This window comes from Methylomonas rapida (assembly GCF_024360925.2).
GTDB classification, from domain to species: Bacteria; Pseudomonadota; Gammaproteobacteria; order Methylococcales; family Methylomonadaceae; genus Methylomonas; species Methylomonas rapida.
The window spans coordinates 872364-891161 of the sequence record NZ_CP113517.1 but is presented as its reverse complement, the minus strand read 5'-3'; the positions used below and the strand labels follow the sequence as shown (position 1 = coordinate 891161).

Here is an 18798-nt window from a genome sequence, read left to right as displayed (position 1 = left end):
CAAGCTCCGCTCAGGACAAAGACAAGCCGGTTCCAGGCTTGTCCATCCTGCCTACATCACCCAAAAGGAACTCAAATACATCACGCCCATCGCGGTGGAAAGCACTTTGACTTTATTGGCCAGGGTCAACGAAAGCCAATAAGCCTCCAGTTCGGTTTTTCTGCGCAGCCAGGATTGATGCATGAATTGTAAAAAGCGCTTGTAAAGACGCGGCAACACCCGCCACAACGCATACAGCGCCAAACTGGCGATCAGCAACAAAATGTAAAACGTGACGATTTGGCTACCATGGCGGGAGGTATGGAACAGGTGCTCCACAGTATGCTCTATACCCAGTTCAAACCACTCATAGCCCCAATGCAGCAGTTCAAAAAAGAAATGCAGCACATTCAAGAAAATATCGATCGTCGTGTCATACAGGACTATGGAGAGCACAACAAATGAAACGATGATCAAATCGAGATACTGTTTAATCATGGCAACTCCTGCAGGCTTGAATTTCGAGTCATGAATACGGCAAATGTCGCAGGCCAAAGCATGACATCGACACCCGCAAAAAACCGCTTCACGCTGAGCGAAGTGGCGAGCAAATGCCCGCCACCCTCAAAAATCCGCCAAGCAACGGCCCTTGGGAGTGTGAAAGATGACTCGGCGGATTGGAGACCATTGTAGCCATATATCGATTCGATACAAATTGATTTTTTAGATTGATCTCTTCGAAAAAATCAATAGCTGTATCTATTACAAGCCTATGCCTGACGCAGCTAGTCGGCACTTTTGCCATCTCGTCCCAGTTCACAGTTTGCCTAGTTGCAAGATCCTCATGCTAAATTAGAGATTCATTATGCATTTTAATCATGAGCCGTTTACCCTACAATGCATGGCAAAATTCCAAGCCTCTAAAGACGCCGGCATTTATTGCACTGCGTTCAAGCATTTCTGAGACTTTGAGCTCTAATAGCATTCGGACTTAATAAAGGAAATTGACTATGTCAGGTTATGTTGATGAAGTGGTGATTCCGTACGACCGCGACCTGGGACCCGTGCTGTTCGAGCATTACGGTGCCGACACCGCTCGACGCGTCGCCGAACAGACACCCCTTGACGTGCTGGAAATCGCCGCCGGCACCGGTATCGTCACGCGCCACTTACGCAACTTGTTGACGAAAGACGCACGCCTGACCGCCATCGACATCAGCGATTCGATGCTGGACGTGGCTCGAAAAAAGTTTCGCCCCGATGAACGAATCACCTTCCAAAACGCCGATGCCACCGCCTTGCCGTTTGCTAACGAAGCGTTCGATGCCGTGGTCTGCCAATTCGGCATCATGTTTTTCGACCGGGATAAAGGCTTTCGCGAGGTGTACCGGACACTGAAATCTGGCGGCCGTTATCTGTTCCGCGTCTGGGACTCGGAACGCTACAACCCGTTTGCTAGCTTGAGCTTCGAAGTGCTGAAGCAATACTTTCCGTCCGACCCTCCTCAGTTTTTATTCGACCCCGTGTCCTGCCACCAGATTGATCCGCTCAAGGAGCAATTGATTCAGATCGGCTTCGATCCCATCGTCATTTCCGTGCAGCGCCACGTCTACGACATTCTCGACATCACGGCATTTGCGCGCGCCTTGGTCTACACGCCGGTGATCTTCGAAATCAGGGACCGGGGTGGCGTCGATCCCGAGGACATCGTCAAAGAACTGGCCGACGCCTTCAAACAAGCGTTCGGTGCCAGTCCGATGCGTTATCCGATGCAGGCCATTCTGTTCGAAACCGAAAAGCCCAAGGCCTAAACTTGCGGTATCTAAGATCCACCCAAAACCAGCGTGTGAACGATATGAAAATTAAACGCCTTCTCCCCAATCTGTGTTTGGCAGGAATGACACTCCTGTTGGCGCAGTCCCCGTCCTATGCAATGCCCGGCATGGACATGCCGGCCGGCGCGGATGCCAAAGCGCCGTCCTTGGCCAAAAGCATGGGCGCGCCGATCAACTCGCCGGCTTCCGAATTCGAACTGACCTATAGCGCCGACGGCAAGACGGTCCTGTTCGTTTCGACTCGACCCGGTGTCATTGAGTCAAAAGGAAATCCCTACAGCTTCGACATCTGGATGGCCCACAACGTCAACGGCGCTTGGCAAACACCGATCCATCTGGGGCCGGGCATCGATCCCAAGGTAGGTCCGAATATCAACACCGAGGCCTGGGAACTGGAGCCCAGCCTGTCGGACGACGGCAACTCGATTTATTTCACCCGCTACCAACCCGGCAATCTATCGACCGGTGACTTGTACGTGGCGCAGAAAATCGATGGCGTCTGGCAAGAAGCCAAGAGTTGGAACGACGTGCCCGAATTGCCACACCTCAACACGCCGACCGGCGAGGAACATTGCCCCATCATTGTCTCGGATAACTTGATTTACTTCAGTTACCAGCAACCGGGCGTGACTCAGGACAGCGACATCTGGAAAGTCGAAAAGAAAAACGGCACTTGGCAAAAACCGCAAAGCCTGGGTTCGCGCATCAACTCACCGTACCGGGACCATTTGCACTGGACCGGTTTGTCAAAGGATGGTAAAAGCCTGATCATCACCAGCATGCGCCCCGACATGGGCTCGCGCGGCGGCCACGACGAATGGATTTCTTACCAGAACGCCCAAGGCGAATGGCAAGAGCCCTTGAACCTCGGCGACGCCATCAACACGGCCGGCGAAGACATGTGCTGGGCCTTTACGCCGGATGGCAAGAAATTCTTTGGTGGCTGGGGCCCGCAAGGTTCTTACGACATGGATGTGCTATGGGTCAACAAAGACGACGTACCTTTACTGAAAAACTTCGATCCGATCGGTCCTCCGCCGAATCTGATGGCGAAAAACAAGACCAAAATCAACGGCAAATAGCCATACCATTCAGCGGACATGCCGCAAGCGGTTTCGACTGAGAGACGCTTCGGTTGCGAGTCCGGGCGATGCCATACTGAGAACCCGGACTCGCTATCATTTAATAGCGCATCAATACCCATTTGACAAATTCGCAAAATCCGCCTAAAAAGGAAAGCATGATTTCGATTCGAAATCATTATTCCATTCAACTTAGGGGAGATGAGATCATGAAAAAAAGTATTTCACTCGGTATGGCTGGCTTATTATTTACGACTTCTCTGACTAGCCTTGCCGCGGAAAACGGCAAGGGCGTGCCTTATCCAGAAGGCTACCGCAACTGGCTACACGTCAAAAGCATGTTGATACAACCAGGCCATGCCCTGGAAAATCCGTTTCAAGGCCTGCATCATGTCTATGCCAATAAACAAGCCGAAAAAGGCCTGAAGGAAGGCAAATATGCCGATGGCTCCGTGCTGGTTTTCGATCTGCTGCAATATCAGGAACAGGACAAAACCATTCAAGAAGGCGAGCGTAAATTGGTGGGGGTGATGGTCAAGGACGCCAAAAAATACGCCGCCACGGGAGGCTGGGGCTTTGAAGGCTTTGCCGGCAACAGCAAAACGGAGCGCTTGACCAATGACGGCGGCAAATCGTGTTTCGGCTGCCATGAGCCACAAAAAGACAGCGATTACGTCTATTCCAAATATCGTCCATGATTTGCGACTTGGATGGAGCGGTCACTGCGATCACTCCATCCGCCACTGCCAATTTTTTCCGGCAAGGTTTTTAGTCCCGCACGGAAGTTTTTGCCTCAAAAGACAAGTTGCCATGCTGACCATGCCGGATGGCCGTCAGCAAGGCTTCTCGCCGCGCACCAAGCTGCTGAAAACCATGGCTTAGCGCCTGGATTTGCTGCTGCAATGTTTCTTCATCACCCGCGATCGCGGTCAATGTCTCGGCGGTCGATTCCAGCAATAAGTCGCTCTGCCCTTGATAACAGCGCTTGAAACGTTTTTCAAAGGTCTGGCTCAAGGCATCCAGCAAGCTTTGAAAGTCCTCCTCGCTAAAATCATCTTGCAAAATGCCATCCAATACTTCCTGGCGCGCATCGAAAACATCGGCCTGAAACATTTGCCGGTAAGCCTTGCGTAGCTGATAAACCATATCCTGCATCCGTGCTCGATCCCCCTGGCATTGAGCCACCATGCGCGCGGCCATACTGTCAAGACTGTACATCGGCTGCCGATGCTTGGTCATGTACAACGCCTCTAGCGTTCCAGTGAGCTCTAATAACCGCGGCTCGGCATAATTTTCCGCTTCCAACCAACGAAACAACAATGGCTTGAATGCTTGCGGGAAGTGGCCAAACTGTTTGACGAAGGCCTCAAAAAAATCGGCGATAAAGGTTTCCAAGTCAGAGGCATCGGTGGATGGTGTCATCGCGGACAGCAATTGACTCGCCAAATCCGTCAAGGCCTGTCCTGACAAAGTTTCAGGTAACGCTTGGCCCGCCTCAGTTTCAGCGGAAATAACAACTTCATGATTGGCTGACGGCAATTCGGTTTCGGGCAAATCGGACAACAGGGTTTTCCAATAGTCGGCCAGCCCGGTTTCGCTGCTTTCGGCGCCGATATGCTTCAACACATTGTCCGCCAGCGCCAGCAGACAGCGTGCCGCTGGTGAATTGCTTGATAATTCAACCAAAGGCGTTTGCTGTACCACCGATCTTGGCAAAAGTTCATCGCGCGCGACGAATCCGCCATATTCGACTTTCAATTCCAGATATTTTTCTACAGCAGTGGCAAAACGTCGGTAGGTTTCGCTAGCCTGCGGATAATCAACCGCCATATTCACGATCACGCGCAAGCGGCCACCATAGCCACGGCCATTCAGCAGCTTCAACAAGGAAAACGCGTCGGTCAGCGATGTCGGCTCGGGCGTGATCAGCAAAAAGGTGTACGGCGCCGATTCGATGAATTGCAACACATTATCGGCCACCCCGGCGGCGGTATCGATCAAAAAATAATCGTATTCGGCTTCCAGTTCGGTCAAGGCCGCGCACAGGCGTTTGACCCTAGCAGCATCCAGATTGGCCAACTCCGCCACGCCGGACGCACCCGGCACCACCCCTACGCCTTGCCGGGTTTTGATGACGATGTCTTTAATGGCCTTTTGGCCTTTCAACACGTGTTCCAGAGTAAACTCAGGCCGCAATCCCAGCAAAATATTGATGTTTGCCAAGCCGGTATCGGCATCGAAAATACAAACTCTCGCGCCATTTTGCGCCAACGCCGTGGCCACATTGGTGGCAACGCAAGTCTTGCCTACTCCCCCCTTGCCGCTGGTAAACACCATGACATGGGGTCGGCGATGATTTGCGGACGGGAAAAATGGTTCGGCAAAATTCATATTTTCCATGGTTTTTTCGATCATTCCTTCAGATAGTCAGGCTAAGGCCGACTGCAAAAAACTTGACATATCATCATTATCGACCTTGGCATAAATCTCATGCACCGGCAAAAACAAATCCAGCGCCGCCAGATAGACCTGATCACCCAGATAATAATGCTCCGGCTGCCAGTGGTTACTACGCCGGCAGACTTCGACATCGACGAAATCCTGTTCGATCAGCACATAATCTTGTAGGCTCGGCAGACTTTGATAGGCCAACCGTTTCAAGGTTTGATCGAGCTTGCGTGTGGTTTTCGACAAGACTTCGAAGACGATCAGCGGCGTTTCGGTAAAGTGCTGATCGCCCTTTTTCCGCTCGCAGTCGACGATGAGGTCTGGATAGAAAAAGTTATTCTGCGCCTTGACCTTGATATCGGAGGTAAATACTTCGCAAGGCATGTTGACTAATTGTGCCCGTAAGCCGGCATACAGGTTACCGATGATCCGGTTATGATTGATACTGGTGACCGTCATCGCATAGACTTCGCCATCGATATACTCGTGCTTGATGTCACTGACCAATTCCCCGGCCAGATAGTCTTCCGGGCTGATCCCGTTTTGTTTGAGCTGCTGTAAAGCCATCGCCGCCTCCTCGCCGCATGTTGTAAGCACTCGGGTATAATGCCCTACCCTATTTATCTTGACCCGTCATGAAATCACCGCGTCTTGCCTGGGCCATCACCGGCTCGGGGCATTATATCGAAGAATGTCTGGCATTCATGCTGACCCTGGACAACGTCGATCTATATTTAAGCCAAGCCGGCGAGGAAGTGCTCAAAATGTACGGCATCCACATCAACGACCTCAAGGACCGCTTGCCGATCTACCGCGACAAGGCCGCCTCGGCGCCACCTGTCGGTTTGTTTTACAAGGGCTATTACCACACCTTCGTGATGGCGCCGACCACATCCAACACCATTGCCAAATGCGTGCTCGGCATCGCCGATTCCCTGGTCACCAACCTGTATTCGCAGGCCGGCAAATGCCGGGTACCCAGCATCGTGTATCCATGCGACATCGCGCCGGAAATGGAAACCACCGCGCCCGGCAATAAAAAAGTCATGGTCTACCCGCGCCCTATCGACTTGGAAGCCACCGCCAAAATCAAGACTTTTCCATTCACCGAAGTCGTTGAAAGCGTAGCCGAATTGAAAACTTCGGTATTACACCGCCTGGCAGCGCTGTCATGAACGCGGAACCCGAACGCATCCTGTTCTTGACCGGCAAGCTGGCCGAAAAACAACTGCGACAGATCCTGGCGGCGATGGAGCCGGATTTTTATTACAAGGTCAAGGAAATGGGGGTCAAGGTCGCAGCCCTGATGACCACCGACATGATAGGCCGCCGCCTGAAGGATACCGAAGGCGCCAGCCGCATCGTCATCCCGGGCCGCTGCCGCGGTGACATCGAGGCCCTTTCTCAACAGTTAGGCGTACCGGTCGAACGCGGGCCGGAAGAAGTCAAAGACTTGCCTTTGTATTTCGGCAAGGGCGCGCATCATTACGACCTCAGCCAATACCAAACCAAGATCTTCGCCGAAATCGTCGATGCCCCCAACATTGGCGTCGACGAGGTGATAAAGCGCGCCTATTACTATAAAGCCAACGGCGCCGACGTCATCGACATCGGCTGCCTGCCCGGCACGCCATTCCCCCATCTGGCCGACTGTATCCGTACCCTGAAACAGGAAGGCTTCACGGTCAGCATCGACTCGCTGGAAGATGAAGACTTGATCGCGGGCGGCAAGGCCGGGGCCGACTACATGCTGAGCCTGACCGAGAAAAGCCTGTGGATCGCCGACGAAGTGGCGACCACGCCGATTCTGATTCCGCAAGCCCACGGCGATTTGAGCACCTTGGACAAAGCGATTGAAACCTTGCAGCGCAAGAGCCGGGCCTTCATCGTCGATCCGATTCTGGACCCGATACATTTCGGCTTTACCGAGTCCATCGTGCGCAATTTTGAGTTTCGCCAGCGTTACCCCGACATCGAAATGATGATGGGTGTCGGCAATCTGACCGAACTGACCCACGCCGACACCAGCGGCATGAATGCCTTGCTGCTGGGTATTTGCTCGGAATTGAACATCAACCATATCCTGGCCACCGAAGTCAGCAAGCATGCCTGCCGCGCGATCAGGGAAGCCGACTGTGCCCGCCGCATCATGTTTGCCGCCAAGCAAAGCAACAGTCTGCCCAAGCACATATCGGCGGATTTATTGACCGTGCACGACACCGCCCCGTTTCCGTACCGGCTCGACGAAATCCAGGCCATTGCCGCCGAGATCAAGGACCCCAGCTACCGCATCCAGGTCAGCAGCGAGGGCTTGCATGTGTTCAACCGCGAGGGTTTTCATAGTGCGCAAGACCCGTTCGACTTGTATCCGAAACTGGGCGTCGAAACCGACGGCGGCCATGCCTTTTATCTGGGCGTGGAACTGGCGCGGGCGCAGATCGCCTGGCAGTTGGGCAAACGCTTCACCCAGGATCAGCAACTGAATTGGGGCTGCGCCGCGCAAGGCATGGAAACCGAAGCGGACCTGCATACCTTCAAACCGGCCGGCAGCACACTTAAAAAACACCACGATCCCGAATAACCCCAAAAAACCACAGACCACGAAAAGCGTTATGAAGCTTATCGATTCACCTGTTCGGTGCTGCTGTTTGAAATGATAACTGTTTGAAACTTTTCGTGATCCCTTCGCCCCTGCTCAGGACGGGTTTTGTGTATTTCGTGGACCCAATGATTTTTCTAGGATAAATGCCTGCTTTGGACTGATCGATAGCTTACGGCTTCCTCCCAAAGCCAGGCATGAACCCTACCGATGATGTCATCGGTGGACAACTCAAACGATTTCCTCCTCCTGTCGCAACAAAGCTTTGCCATTGGCGTCGGACGACAAACCGCGCCGCTATCGACTCACCCCAAAAGCTTGAACCTTGGTAAAAGTCGATTGTATTAAGCCAGCGTTTGCAATGACTCATGGCTAGCGCCACCAAATGTTTCACAAATACTTCAAATGAAACACAATCGTTTCAACACTTCAGCCTGAAACAACCGAGAAACAAACACTTGAAAAAGAAGCAGCAAAATCAATACATAAGCGCGTGGCAAGGCCCCAAAAAACTGGCACGGGAATTGATATAAGAACATCAAACTTTTCTAATTTTGGTTAAAACCAGGAGCCTAGTCATGATTTTCAAGCAACTTTTCGAAACCGAAACATCGACCTATAGCTATTTGCTGGGCTGTGAACGCACTCAACGCGCGATTTTAATCGATCCGGTCGCCTCGGAACTGGATGACTATATCGATCTGTTGAATAGCCTGAATCTCAAATTGATTTATACCCTGGAAACGCACGTTCATGCGGACCACATCACCGGCTCCGGACTGCTACGGCAAAAGCTTGGCAGCAAAAGCGTCGTGCATCGAGATGCCGGCGCCATGTGCGCGGACCTCCTGGTCACCGATGGCGTACCACTGCAAGTCGGCGACCTAGAATTAGAAGTCCGGCATACGCCCGGCCACACCAATGGCTGCGTCAGCTATGTGATGGCCGACCGGGTCTTCACCGGTGATGCACTATTGATCGGCGGCAGCGGCCGTACCGATTTTCAACAAGGCGACGCTGGCCAACTTTACGACAGCATCACCGGCAAGCTGTTCACATTGCCACCCGACACCCTGGTTTATCCTGGACACGATTACAACGGCAACACCGTTTCCACGATCAAACAAGAGATGGCCAAAAACACGCGCTTGGGCGGCGGAAAATCACGCGAGGAATTCATCGCCATCCTGCAAGATTTGAAACTGGCTTATCCCAAGTTCATCGATAAGGCCTTACCGGCCAATCAATCCTGCGGCTTGATCGCACAGGGTTAAGGATGCCGTCATGCTGCTCACGCTAGGCTTATCGATGATCATTGGCTTGTTGTTGGGCTTGCTGGGTGGTGGCGGCTCGATTTTGACCGTGCCGATGTTGGTGTATCTGCTGCACGTAGATCCCAAAACCGCGATTACTACGTCTTTTGTCGTGGTCGGTGTTTCCAGCCTGCTGGCTTTGATTCCGCACGCCAGACGCCATTCAGTATGCTGGAAGAGCGGGGTATTTTTCGGCTTGTCCGGCATGATGGGCGCCTTTGCCGGCGGCCGTTTGGCTGTTCATTTCACCTCCGACTTGCTGATGACGCTATTTGCCCTGATCAGCTTATCGACCGGCCTATTGATGCTGCGCGGCGGAAAATCATCGACCGATGCAAGCCCTACCGGCATCCCGCGCAGGGTTTGCCCTTTGCGGGTGCCTTATTTACGCGTACTGTTCGACGGCTTCTTCGTCGGTGGCTTGACCGGCATGGTCGGCGTAGGCGGCGGCTTTTTGATCGTGCCGGCCTTGACCTTGCTGGTGGGGTTACCGATGCAGGGCGCGATCGGCACTTCGTTGCTGATCATAGTGATGAATGCGCTGGCGGGTCTCGGTGGCTATAGCCAACATGCGACGCTGGATCTACCGTTGACGGCCTTGGTCACCACCGGCGCCCTCATTGGTAGCGGCATGGGTGCCCTCTTGTCTGGCTATATCAAGCCCAACTGGCTGAGGCGTGGGTTTGGCCTGATGGTGGCGGCCGTTGGCTTTTATGTACTGTCGCAGGCTTTTACCGCCCAATTGTTGCTCGATGCGGAAGCATGGTTTGACCGGGCGCATAGCGAAATCTGGGCTACACTGGTTTTGTTGACCGTATTGATATTGTTGCGCATCGGCAGTTGGATACACAAAGCCGATGCGGTGGTTTTGAAGCCGCAAAGCGGCTCGAACGGACACTGAATCATGCACCCTCGTCAATTTGGAGCTTGGCATACCCATACCAAGCTATGGGCGGATGACTTCGGCAACCTGCTGATCGAGGCTTTCATTATCTGGCCTTGTTCGTGATTGGCGCCAGCATCGTCTGGTCAGCGGTATTCGCCTATAGTCGGCATGATGTCGCAAGGCCACGCCACGATAGGCGATATTCCATTGCTGTTCATTTATCAGGAACTCGGCGCGATGGTCGGGATTTATTTCAAGACCAACGTAATGCCGGTGCGCTGCCTGATTTATGTCGCCATTACCGCGCTGGCGCGTTTGGTGATTGCTGATGTGCAAGCGCATCACCAAGCGGGCATCAGCATGTTATGGGTGTCGGCGGCAATTTTATTGCTGGCCATTTCCACCCGGGTTATCCTGAAGCCACCATCGGACAACGGTTGAACTCGAGATAGGGATATGGCAGAGACTAATTATTATTAAAAACAAGAACCTATAAGGTCGAGGAGACGTCATGACGCATACCATCAACCCATCCCGCCGCCGTTTTTTCGCGCAAACCGGTTTCGGATTATTCGCCTACGCAGGCATGCCGGGCTGGCTACGGGCCATGGAAGGCATGGGCGAAATGCCAAAAATGCCGCCCAAGAAAGCCTCACCCAATTTTCATCCCGATGTAGAAATCGATCTGTTCTGCAAGCCCGCGGAGGTCTCGATTCTGTCCGGACAACCAACCCGGGTGCAGCAATATTTCGCCAAGCTGATCAAGGGCCCCGCCAGCACGCTGACAGAGATACCGGGCTCTTATCTTGGCCCCATCATGCGTTTTGAAAAAGGCCAAAAAATTCGCATCAACTTGCACAACCAGCTCGACGAACCCACGATCACGCATTGGCACGGGCTGCACGTGCCTGCCGACGTCGACGGACATCCGCTTTATTCGATCGACAAGGGCGAAACCTTCGTCTATGAGTTCGAGATGCTGAATCGTGCCAGTATGAACATCTATCATCCGCATCCGCACAACATCACCGCCAAACAGGTCTATCACGGTCTGGCCGGCGCCATCCTGGTCAACGACCCCGAAGAGCGCAAGCTGGAATTGCCAAACGGCGAATACGAAGTGCCTATCGTGATTCAGGATCGCTTGTTCGACGGCAACAACCAGTTGCTTTACGCACGGCACATGCACGACCGCATGATGGGCTTTTACGGCGACCGCATCTTGGTCAACGGCCGCCCTGATTTTCAGCTGGACGTGGCCAGCCGGGCTTATCGTTTTCGGGTATTGAACGGCTCGACGGCGCGCATCTACAAACTGGCCTGGGACGACAAATCACCTATCACCGTGATCGGCACCGACGGCGGCCTGCTCGAAACGCCCGTCAACAAACCTTATGTGATGCTGGCGCCCGGCGAGCGCCTGGACATCTGGGCTGATTTCAGCGGGCGCAAGGTGGGTTCGCAATTGGTCATGCGCAGCAGGCCATTTTCCGGTGTGCTGCCGATGATGGCGGAGCGCATGATGACGGGCAGGCACGGCGGCGATGATCAACAGCATGGCGGTGGCGGTCATCGCATGGGCATGGGTGGCATGCATGGCAGCAAGTTGCCGGTCGGCAGCGATTACCCGATTTTCACCGTCAAAGTGACCCGTCAAGTCAGCGATAGCCCAAGCCTGCCCAACCAATTATCCACAATTAAGCATTACACGCTGGCCGATACCGCCAACCCGAACAAACCGGTACCCATCGGCATTTCCGAAGGGCCGATGCGCATGGTGCTGAATGGCCGGCCTTATGCGTATAACGACATCCTGCCCAACGAACGCATTCCCGTTAATACCGTGCAATTGATGGAGATTTTCCATGCTCATGGTGGCAGCGGTGGTCATGGCAGCGAAAAAAAACATGAGAGCGAAAACAGCAAACCACAAAGCCAGGACAACATGCGACATGGCGGCATGCGCCGCGGCATGAATCATGATGGTGGTAATCGCGCCGAAGCGTCCGAACACAAAATGGGTGGCATGGGCATGATGGGCGGAATGAACCATGGCGAGGGTGGCGGTCATCGCATGGGCATGATGGGAGGCATGAATCATGGTGATGGCGAAGGCGGACACAAAATGGGCGGCATGATGGGCGGAGACATGGGCATGATGATGTCAATGGCTCACCCGATTCACATGCACGGCCAATACTTCCAAATCCTCAGCCGCAGCATCAGCAATGATGAAAGTGCCGATTATGCGACCGTCAAGGAGGGTTTCATCGAAGGCGGCTGGAAGGATACCGTGTTGGTGATGCCGGGCGAACGTGTTCGCTTGATCAAACCGTTCGAGGATTTCAAAGGCTTGTTCATGTATCACTGCCACAACCTGGAACACGAGGACATGGGCATGATGCGGGATTTCCTGGTCGAGTGATCCGTGCGCTGGCGTTTGTTCATGACATTCGATAAACCTTATTCCCGAGGAGGCCGTCATGACGGACGCCAGCCCTGGACTATTTCCGGCGTATTGCCGACCCACCTGAGCGTCTCCAGCCTCAGTAGCAATCAACTCTGGTTCAGTATCGCCGGCTTTGCCCTGTTCTATACCGTGCTATTGCTCATCGAGCTCTATCTGATGCCGAAATACGTCAAACTGGGCCCCAGAAGCTTGCATACCGGACGCTATTTTTTCGAACAACAACCCGCTGCCGCACATTGATCAACCGGAGAGTCAACCTTGAAATTTATGCCTAAAACCGCATGGGCCTTGCTGTTGTCGGCGACAACCGTTTCGGCGCATGCCCAGGTGCCGGCCAACCCGCAACGCCTGGATGAAGTTGCCGAACGCGGCAAACATGTGATGCCATTTCATCTGGAAAAGACCCGGCATGTATTCAACAAAACCGAACGAGGTGGCTTGCAGCAAGTCATCGCCAAGGACGCTAGCGATGGCGAGCAAATCCACTTGATCCGCCAGCATTTGTCGCAAATCAGCGAACGTTTCAAAAAGGGCGATTTTTCCCGGCAACGGCAGATTCACGGCGACGACATGCCGGGCTTGGCCGAGTTGAGCAGCCATCATCAACAGGTGACATTCGACTACCGCGAGCTGCCGAACGGCGCCGAAATCGAATATTCGACGAACGATGCCACGCTAGTCAATGCCATCCACCGTTATTTCGATGCCCAGCTCAGCGATCACGCGCGGCACGCGGTCGGTGGACATGGCACGCATCATCAGCATCAGCAATGAACCTAAAAAATCAGTTGGCGAGTGTTGTAGGCCGTTCGTACTGAGCAAAGTCCAAGTAGGGCTGGCTAGCAACACTCTCACCCGCTGGATGCTTGACCAGGCTCATCCCGACCGAGTCGTTTTTTTTCGTTGGCTTCCGCCCAATCCAATCTACTTTTGTGGAGTTCAACCAGTTCGATTATGAAACCATACGCCTGATCTGGTGGCTGTTCATCGGCATCGTCGCCTTCGCCTTGATCGAGGGCTTTGATTTTGGCGTATGTACCTTGTTGCCGTTTGTCGGCAGGACCGACGTCGAGCGCCGCGTCATCATCAATACCGTTGGCGCTACCTGGGAAGGCAATCAGGTCTGGCTGATACTGCTGGGCGGAGCGATTTTCGCGATCTGGCCGGCCGTCTATGCGACCTTGTTTTCCGGCTTGTACGCGGCGATGTTGCTGGTGCTGTTTGCGTTGTTCTTCCGACCGGCTGGCTTTGATTATCGCAGCAAGCTCGAAAATCCATCCTGGCGCAACGGCTGGGACTGGGCGTTGTTTCCTGGGCGGTACCTTGCCTCCGGTATTATTCGGCGTGCTGCAATGTTGACCGTGGGCTTTGCCGCCTCTTTCGGCATCATCAACGCGATGTGGCCGGAGCCGGTCTGCGACATCGACACCCATGGCATCGATCAGTCCTGCGATAGCTTGCGAAAAAACGACTACTGAACGAGTCTTTTCCGCATAAGAATCGTAAAGCACACGCAAGGCGCCCAAACCCTGCCCGGCTGGGAATGATGCGTGGGCTTCGCGATCGAACCGATGCATTCAAGGCGAGATTTTCCTGGCCATAAACTCATCAAAAGCTTCCGCCGTCAACGGCCGCGCAAACAAATAACCTTGGCCGTAATCGCAGCCTGCTTGCTTCAACAAATCGCATTGCTGTCGGGTTTCCACGCCTTCGGCGATGACTTTCATCCCCAGCCGGTGCGCCATCGTGATGATGGCTTCGCATAGCACCCGATCACTGGAATCTTCCGACAGATTGCGTACGAAGGATTGATCGATTTTCAAATAATCGATGTCGAATTTCTTCAAATAGGATAACGAAGAATAACCTGTGCCGAAGTCGTCTATTGCGACCTGAATGCCGGCATCCCGCAAATGCAGCAATTGCCCGGATACCGTGGCGTTCGCATCCAGCAACAAACCTTCGGTGATTTCGACGACGATACTGTGACCTGCCAGGCCCATTTGTTGCAAACTTGCCGACCAGTCTCCGGCAACGGCATGGTAGAACTGCACCGGCGACTTATTGATGCTGACTTGAAAATCTTTACCATGCGCCGCTTGCCAAATTGCCACTTGCTGGATGGCCTGCTGGAAAATCCAGTTCCCGACCTCTATGATCAGCTGGGTTTCTTCCGCCAGCGGAATGAAGTCGGCCGGGCTGATCATGCCCTTGTCTGGATGTTGCCAACGAATCAGGGCCTCGGCTTTATGTACTTTGCCGGTTTCCAGCTCAACGATGGGTTGGTACAGCAGAAAAAACTGCTGCTTCATCACGGCCAAACGCAAATCGGCAATGATTTGAGACCTTTTTTCCGCCGCGACTTGCATGGCCGGCGTGAAATAACGCCAGCGGCTTCTGCCTTCGCTTTTAGCCACATACATGGCTTGATCGGCGCATTTCAACAAGGCATCGACCTCGACCGCATCGTCTGGAAACAACGCGATACCGATACTGGCGGAGACATAAGTCTGTTTGCCATCGAGGTCGAACGGATCGGCCAGTTTCTGCAATATCCGCGCGGCAATATGCTCGACCGCCTCGACATCCGTCACTTCATTCAAAATGACAGTAAATTCATCGCCGCCCAAGCGCGCCAGTAGATCGGTATCCAGCACGCCGGCGGCAAGTCTTTCCGCCGAGGCTTTCAGCAAGGCATCGCCGCGGCTGTGTCCCACGGAATCGTTGACCTCCTTGAAACGGTCGATGTCGATAAACAGCAGCGCCAGCTTCTGCTTGGTACGCGCGGCTTTTTTGATGTCCTGCTGCAATCGGTCGTAAAAACGGCTACGGTTGGGCAAGCCCGTCAACAGATCAAAATTGGCTTGTCGCCAAATGGTTTCCGCCGCCTGTTTCTTTTCGGTGATATCGGAAAACACCCCCAGGTAGTACATCACGTTCTTTTGCGCATCCAAGATCGCCGTAATGCTGAGCCACTGCGGATAGAACCTGCCGGCTTTGGTCCTGTTCCAGATTTCACCCTGCCAGTGTCCGGTGGCATTGATGCTGCCCCACATCTGCCGGTAAAAATCCTGGCCATGCCGGCCGGAGGACAATATCCGCGGATTTTCCCCCAAGACATCGTCTTGTGCGTAGCCGGTAATGCGCGTAAAGGCCCGATTCACCGACACAAAGCCATTATCGCTATCGGTGATCATGATGCCTTCCGTACTTTGCTCAATCACTTGGCTGGACAAATACAGCTGTTGATTGATCTTGCGTTGTTCCAGCACGATACCCACGATGAATGAGCCGATTTCCAATAATTTGGTTTGAAAAGGGCCCGGCATCCGGTGCTCGAAGCTAGACAACGCAAACGAGCCGATCACGCGCCCGCCGCGACCGCGTATCGGCATCGACCAGCAGGCGCAAATATTGAAATTGACCGCCAGATGACGAATGTCATGCCAACGGGGATCGGTCAGCGTATTTTCGACGTAGACGGGTTCTTGCCGATAAATGGCATTGCCACATGATCCGGCACAGGGACCGGGCCGCAAACCATTGAGCTGGGCAACGCCTTCCTTGGGTATGCTGGGGGCGACGAAAACATTCAATTGCTGTTCGCTGGCATCCAGCAACATGACGGAGGCTACCGAATTGGGCACCAACTGCTCTTCCAGTAGACACAGTTTTTCGCAAATCTTTACGCAATCATGTCCCAGGGCCACCAGCTTCAAGACCTGTTGTTGAAACTGCAAAACTTTGGCTTGCTCCTGCTTGCTCAGCTCAATGTATGCGCCGGCTTCATCGTGAGAGGCATAGACTAAATCAAGGGCCATTGACTGATTTTCCAAGAGTTAACACTCGCTTATCCACGCCAACAACGCAGCGTTGTCAGAAAAATTGATTAAGCCGCCATTCTAACCACTGCTCGCGTTTATGCCAGATATTCCGCCAGCATCAGCAGAAATAAGCCGATCACGCCATACAGGGCAAACCTGCCAGACCACGACACCGGCTTCGACTCTTTGCTTTCATAGGCAAGCACCAAGGCCGTCAGATTGTCCTGATGGGGCTGTTGCTTGGCCAATACCACATCGCATAAAGCCTGTGCCGCTGCCATCGGTGTTTGGTTTAAACAGGCCATCATCTCGTCATCGGATAACTCGGCATAAATACCATCGGTGCACATCAAGATGACATCACCGTCCTGCAAGGGCAGAGGTTGACGATTTCGATCCCTGGCCGGCAAGGGATTCAAACCCAAAAAAGCTTCCAGGGCTTGGCGTTCCGGATGCGTGTCGGCCTCTTGTTGACTGATGATGCCTTCGTTGGCCAGGGTTTGTAATTGCCGGGCAAAATTATGGCCGGCATTGAGTTGGCCGATCCGCCCATCGCGGCATAAATATAAATGACTGTCCCCTACCGAGCGCCAATATAACTGGCCTTGATAAATAACCGCGGCCAGCAAGGTCGAGCCCATTCGCTCCGGACATCCCAAGTAAAATCCGGCATCGCAAACCGCATGATTAGCATGATCCAGGGCTTCGTCCAAAGCCGAGTCTACCGATTGTTGCTCGAATTTGCTCCGATAATCGGCCACAAAGCGACTGACGGCGGTATCGGCGGCTTCCGCGCCGTGCGCCAACCCGCCGACACCATCGGCCACCACGGCCAGATAACCACCATGTTCAATAAACTCGGCATCGTCAAAATCGGATAAGGCAAAGGCGTCCTGCTGTTGTTGGCGCCGGCCGATATGGCTGGCGTTGCCCGGCGAAACCTTCATCAAGAATCCGCGAATTCGATACGCAATTCTGTGCGCCCCAGCAACAACAGGTCGCCGTTTCGCAGCGGATAATCATTGTGAATCGGCACGCCATTGACCAGAGTGCCGTTGGTGGAATTCAGGTCGCGAATGATCAGTTTGCTGGCAGTGCGTAACAATAAGGCATGGTGGCCGGATATTTCCACATCGTCTTCCAGCGTCAGCTCGCAATCGCCGGCTCGACCCAACAACGCGCGCTCTTTTATGTCGAGCTGATGGCTCTTGCCTTTGTGTAAACCGGCTACCGTCGTTAGCCGTACGGTCAGTCGATTTTCGCTTTTTGGGGATTGCGCCGAGGACTTTTTCGACTCTGGCAACGGCTGCGGTGCATCCGCCGGTGGGCGCACCAAGCGTTGCCGATAAAGCCAAATCAAGGCGGCGAAAAACAGCAACAACCCGCCGGCAAAAACCAAGATCGCCTGGCCTTGATTGCCGACCATCTTCTCAGGAAACAAAGCCTTGTCTGGCGCGGCTTTTGGCAATAAGCGCAGCTCCAGGCCGTCATTCAGCGTGCTGCGCCCATCGCTCCAGGTCACGTTGATAGGCTGTAACTGCCCGTTGGCTTCACACGCCGCACAAGCTACTCCAATCCGATAAGCCTGGATGATACGTTGCTGCTGCAGTCGATACGCGTCATCCAGACTGGCCGCATTGGCCTGCACGAAATAGCCACCGGATTGGCGCGACAGCAGGCCGAGCACTTTCAAGCCTTCTCGTTTGCGCTCGTTGACCGGATCCGAGGCGAAACCAATGCTGTAGATCGGCACGCGGTATTCACGGCTCTGTCTGAAAACATCCTCCACCGACATTCCGGCCGTGCTGTCGTCGATGCCGTCGCTCAGCATGACGATGGCGCGCCTGTCAGGCAGCCCTTCATCCTGCCGACGCCCCAGATTGATGGCTGCAGACAGCCCCCGATACAAGCTGGTTTCCATGTCGGTAGGCGCCAGCGCCTCGACTGCTGCGTTCAATCGGTCATGGTCGGCGGTAAAGTCCACTGGTTGCTTGACCTCGCCGCCAAAAGTCATCAGCGCGGCGCGGTCATCATCACTCATGCCATCCACCCACTGATGCAATGCGCGTTGAATTTGAGCAAACTGGCGGGGATTGAGAGACTTGGAAATATCCACCAAAAAAATATAGGCCACGCCCTGGCCGGTTTGGCGAAAATGATCGATGCGCGTCACGGTGGCTGGACGTTCGCCGACACTGACACTGATCTGTCCGGCTTCACTAGGCGTATCGTTGGGTAAATGAGCCCAAATCGTTAGGTTGGGCAAATCGGCCCGCGCTTGAATCACTCGCAGTTCGGCAGCCTCTTGTCCTTGGGCCAAACCGGAAAGCAGTCCGCATAACAGCAAACACAGAAGACGCAT

17 protein-coding genes and 1 pseudogene are annotated in these 18798 nt (G+C 53.8%); 12 read left to right on the top strand and 6 right to left on the bottom strand.

Annotated features, from left to right (window positions below; genetic code table 11):
* Positions 1–51 precede the first annotated feature (51 nt).
* Positions 52–477, bottom strand: a complete 426-nt coding sequence (locus NM686_RS04270; protein ID WP_255186643.1) for a hypothetical protein — start codon at positions 475–477, stop codon at positions 52–54.
* Between the two features lie 512 nt (positions 478–989).
* Here NM686_RS04270 and NM686_RS04265 point away from each other — a divergent pair.
* From NM686_RS04265 to NM686_RS04255, 3 genes are all read left to right on the top strand, one after another.
* Complete coding sequence (locus NM686_RS04265; RefSeq protein WP_255186642.1) at positions 990–1790, top strand: class I SAM-dependent methyltransferase; 801 nt, start codon at positions 990–992, stop codon at positions 1788–1790.
* 86 nt (positions 1791–1876) lie between these two features.
* A complete protein-coding gene (locus NM686_RS04260; protein ID WP_255186641.1) occupies positions 1877–2896 on the top strand; it encodes a hypothetical protein in 1020 nt (339 codons plus the stop codon).
* A 209-nt stretch (positions 2897–3105) separates the two neighbouring features.
* Positions 3106–3594: a cytochrome P460 family protein gene (locus NM686_RS04255; RefSeq protein ID WP_255186640.1), complete on the top strand. Its 489-nt coding sequence runs from the start codon at positions 3106–3108 to the stop codon at positions 3592–3594.
* 70 nt (positions 3595–3664) lie between these two features.
* On the opposite strand, the gene NM686_RS04250 is transcribed toward NM686_RS04255, so the two are convergent.
* Positions 3665–5296, bottom strand: coding sequence for a MinD/ParA family protein (locus tag NM686_RS04250; protein ID WP_269022418.1), 1632 nt, complete (start codon positions 5294–5296; stop codon positions 3665–3667).
* Positions 5297–5323: 27 nt separating this feature from the next.
* Positions 5324–5911, bottom strand: coding sequence for a Uma2 family endonuclease (locus NM686_RS04245; RefSeq protein WP_255186639.1), 588 nt, complete (start codon positions 5909–5911; stop codon positions 5324–5326).
* A gap of 68 nt (positions 5912–5979) precedes the next feature.
* On the opposite strand from NM686_RS04245, the gene NM686_RS04240 reads away from it, so the two are divergent.
* The 9 genes and pseudogenes from NM686_RS04240 (at position 5980) to cydB (ending at position 14090) form a co-directional block, all read left to right on the top strand.
* Complete coding sequence (locus NM686_RS04240; RefSeq protein ID WP_255186638.1) at positions 5980–6519, top strand: flavoprotein; 540 nt, start codon at positions 5980–5982, stop codon at positions 6517–6519.
* Positions 6516–7925 (top strand): DUF6513 domain-containing protein, encoded by a 1410-nt coding sequence (locus tag NM686_RS04235; RefSeq protein WP_255186637.1) that lies wholly within the window; start codon positions 6516–6518, stop codon positions 7923–7925. Before NM686_RS04240 ends, NM686_RS04235 begins: the two co-directional genes overlap by 4 nt.
* 596 nt (positions 7926–8521) lie before the next feature.
* Positions 8522–9217 (top strand): MBL fold metallo-hydrolase, encoded by a 696-nt coding sequence (locus tag NM686_RS04230; RefSeq protein WP_255186636.1) that lies wholly within the window; start codon positions 8522–8524, stop codon positions 9215–9217.
* 10 nt (positions 9218–9227) lie between these two features.
* Entirely contained in the window at positions 9228–10157 is a 930-nt protein-coding gene (locus tag NM686_RS04225) for a sulfite exporter TauE/SafE family protein (RefSeq protein WP_255186635.1), read from the top strand.
* 153 nt (positions 10158–10310) lie between these two features.
* Positions 10311–10583, top strand: a complete 273-nt coding sequence (locus NM686_RS04220) for a phosphate-starvation-inducible protein PsiE (RefSeq protein ID WP_255186634.1) — start codon at positions 10311–10313, stop codon at positions 10581–10583.
* Between the two features lie 70 nt (positions 10584–10653).
* Positions 10654–12567 carry a multicopper oxidase family protein gene (locus tag NM686_RS04215; RefSeq protein WP_255186633.1) on the top strand — a complete coding sequence of 638 codons (1914 nt, stop codon included), beginning with the start codon at positions 10654–10656 and terminating at the stop codon, positions 12565–12567.
* Positions 12568–12630: 63 nt separating this feature from the next.
* Positions 12631–12852: pseudogene (locus tag NM686_RS04210) on the top strand (cytochrome ubiquinol oxidase subunit I); the annotation flags it as partial.
* Positions 12853–12879: 27 nt separating this feature from the next.
* Positions 12880–13386: an aspartate carbamoyltransferase gene (locus NM686_RS04205; RefSeq protein WP_269022413.1), complete on the top strand. Its 507-nt coding sequence runs from the start codon at positions 12880–12882 to the stop codon at positions 13384–13386.
* Positions 13387–13478: 92 nt separating this feature from the next.
* Positions 13479–14090: a cytochrome d ubiquinol oxidase subunit II gene (gene cydB, locus NM686_RS04200; RefSeq protein WP_329959168.1), complete on the top strand. Its 612-nt coding sequence runs from the start codon at positions 13479–13481 to the stop codon at positions 14088–14090.
* A gap of 99 nt (positions 14091–14189) precedes the next feature.
* On the opposite strand, the gene NM686_RS04190 is transcribed toward cydB, so the two are convergent.
* The 3 genes from NM686_RS04190 to NM686_RS04180 all read right to left on the bottom strand — a co-directional run bounded on the left by NM686_RS04190 (position 14190) and on the right by NM686_RS04180 (position 18798).
* Positions 14190–16433: an EAL domain-containing protein gene (locus NM686_RS04190; protein ID WP_255186630.1), complete on the bottom strand. Its 2244-nt coding sequence runs from the start codon at positions 16431–16433 to the stop codon at positions 14190–14192.
* 98 nt (positions 16434–16531) lie between these two features.
* Positions 16532–17383 (bottom strand): PP2C family protein-serine/threonine phosphatase, encoded by an 852-nt coding sequence (locus NM686_RS04185; RefSeq protein ID WP_255186629.1) that lies wholly within the window; start codon positions 17381–17383, stop codon positions 16532–16534.
* Positions 17383–18798 carry a VWA domain-containing protein gene (locus NM686_RS04180; protein ID WP_255186628.1) on the bottom strand — a complete coding sequence of 472 codons (1416 nt, stop codon included), beginning with the start codon at positions 18796–18798 and terminating at the stop codon, positions 17383–17385. The genes NM686_RS04185 and NM686_RS04180 overlap by 1 nt, the downstream gene beginning before the upstream one ends.

Bases quoted from the DNA above. Each gene is read 5' to 3' on its own strand.
- NM686_RS04190 (WP_255186630.1), bottom strand. From the start codon at position 16,433: ATGGCCCTTGATTTAGTCTATGCCTCTCACGATGAAGCCGGCGCATAC.
- NM686_RS04255 (WP_255186640.1), top strand. From the start codon at position 3,106: ATGAAAAAAAGTATTTCACTCGGTATGGCTGGCTTATTATTTACGACT.
- NM686_RS04180 (WP_255186628.1), bottom strand. From the start codon at position 18,798: ATGCGTCTTCTGTGTTTGCTGTTATGCGGACTGCTTTCCGGTTTGGCC.
- NM686_RS04265 (WP_255186642.1), top strand. From the start codon at position 990: ATGTCAGGTTATGTTGATGAAGTGGTGATTCCGTACGACCGCGACCTG.
- NM686_RS04185 (WP_255186629.1), bottom strand. From the start codon at position 17,383: ATGAAGGTTTCGCCGGGCAACGCCAGCCATATCGGCCGGCGCCAACAA.
- NM686_RS04225 (WP_255186635.1), top strand. From the start codon at position 9,228: ATGCTGCTCACGCTAGGCTTATCGATGATCATTGGCTTGTTGTTGGGC.
- NM686_RS04270 (WP_255186643.1), bottom strand. From the start codon at position 477: ATGATTAAACAGTATCTCGATTTGATCATCGTTTCATTTGTTGTGCTC.
- NM686_RS04240 (WP_255186638.1), top strand. From the start codon at position 5,980: ATGAAATCACCGCGTCTTGCCTGGGCCATCACCGGCTCGGGGCATTAT.
- NM686_RS04205 (WP_269022413.1), top strand. From the start codon at position 12,880: ATGCCTAAAACCGCATGGGCCTTGCTGTTGTCGGCGACAACCGTTTCG.
- NM686_RS04215 (WP_255186633.1), top strand. From the start codon at position 10,654: ATGACGCATACCATCAACCCATCCCGCCGCCGTTTTTTCGCGCAAACC.
- NM686_RS04230 (WP_255186636.1), top strand. From the start codon at position 8,522: ATGATTTTCAAGCAACTTTTCGAAACCGAAACATCGACCTATAGCTAT.
- NM686_RS04220 (WP_255186634.1), top strand. From the start codon at position 10,311: ATGATGTCGCAAGGCCACGCCACGATAGGCGATATTCCATTGCTGTTC.
- NM686_RS04235 (WP_255186637.1), top strand. From the start codon at position 6,516: ATGAACGCGGAACCCGAACGCATCCTGTTCTTGACCGGCAAGCTGGCC.
- NM686_RS04250 (WP_269022418.1), bottom strand. From the start codon at position 5,296: ATGGAAAATATGAATTTTGCCGAACCATTTTTCCCGTCCGCAAATCAT.
- NM686_RS04245 (WP_255186639.1), bottom strand. From the start codon at position 5,911: ATGGCTTTACAGCAGCTCAAACAAAACGGGATCAGCCCGGAAGACTAT.
- NM686_RS04260 (WP_255186641.1), top strand. From the start codon at position 1,877: ATGACACTCCTGTTGGCGCAGTCCCCGTCCTATGCAATGCCCGGCATG.